2 protein-coding genes are annotated in these 1,304 nt (G+C 39.6%); both read right to left on the reverse strand.

Annotated features, from left to right (window positions below):
* Window positions 1–84: 84 nt before the first annotated feature.
* A complete protein-coding gene (locus GJU39_RS23260; RefSeq protein ID WP_342448241.1) occupies window positions 85–960 on the reverse strand; it encodes an IS3 family transposase in 876 nt (291 codons plus the stop codon).
* On the reverse strand, window positions 945–1,235 hold the full coding sequence (locus GJU39_RS23265) for a transposase (RefSeq protein ID WP_154283375.1): 291 nt from the start codon (window positions 1,233–1,235) through the stop codon (window positions 945–947). The genes GJU39_RS23260 and GJU39_RS23265 overlap by 16 nt, the downstream gene beginning before the upstream one ends.
* Window positions 1,236–1,304: the final 69 nt, after the last annotated feature.

Consider the following 1,304-nt stretch of genomic DNA (forward strand, 5'->3'; position numbering starts at 1 on the left):
TGGAATTGCAATAGTATACTAGAGATTTTTTTTCGTCAGATATTTTTTTGAGATGCATTAATTTAGATTCCTTTTGGATGCAAATTATGCGGCTCTTTTTCTACTCATTATCGTTTTTTCAACCTCTAAGGGAGTCAAATAACCTAATGAGGAATGGATTCTTTTTCTGTTGTACCAAACCTCTATGTATTCAAATATTGCCAGGTATGCCTGCTTCCTAGTTTTGAAAGTTGTTTGATAAACCATCTCAGTTTTTATTGTTTTGAAGAAACTCTCTGCAACTGCATTATCCCAACAATTTCCTTTCCTGCTCATACTCTGAATTATTGGTAATCCTATCAACTGCTGCCTAAACTCTGAACAAGCATACTGAACTCCCTGATCAGAGTGGAATATTAGTGTATCCCCAATTTTCCTGTTTGTCTTTGCCATCTGGAATGCGCTAACCGTTGTGTTTTTGGCTTCCATATTATCGCTTAATGACCAGCCAATTACCTTTCTGTCCGCAAGGTCGATAACCGTTGTCAAGTAAACCCATCCAGCACCTGTGCGTATATAAGTAAGGTCCGAAACCCATTTTTCTCCTGGCCTTGCAGCCGAAAAATCTCTGTTAAGAACATTTTCTGCTACAGGATGCACATGATCTGAGTCGGTCGTTTTTACCCATTTCTTGCGTATAACACTTTGAATCCCTGTCTTCCGCATAATCCTGGCTACCCTCGGTCTGGATGCTTGGATACCTTTTTCAGCGAGCTTGGCAGCAATCCTCGGACTCCCGTAAACCTTTTTGCTCTCGCTATGTATCTCACTGATTTCTTTTAATAGCAAGACGCTTTCAACATGACGTTTGCCCTTGGGATAATTTAACCAATAATAGAAACCACTGTTGCTCACCCGAAACACTCTACACATCATTTCAACTGAAAATATTCTTCGGTGCTCTCTTATGAATCCGAATATCTCCCGTCTCCCTTGGAAAAGATGCCGACAGCCTTTTTTAAAATGTCACGTTCCGTTTGAGCATCTTTGAGCTCTTTTTGCAGCTTTTTAATTAGCTTTTGATCATCGGTCAATTCAGTCGTTCCCTGACCTGACTCTAATTCCCGTTGTCTCCATTTACTCAAAAGAGTCTGGCTGATACCTAACTCATCAGCTACCTCTTTTACAGATCCTTTAGTGTAAGAAAGCGCTATAGCCATCTTTCTGAAGGATTCATCAAACACTCGTCTGCCCATATATTCAAATTTAAAAGTTTCTTTCTAAATCTGACGACTAAATCCCTCTAGTCAAATGTAGCAACTTCA

The organism is Pedobacter petrophilus (assembly GCF_009674725.1).
In the GTDB taxonomy this organism is placed as follows: Bacteria; Bacteroidota; Bacteroidia; order Sphingobacteriales; family Sphingobacteriaceae; genus Pedobacter; species Pedobacter petrophilus.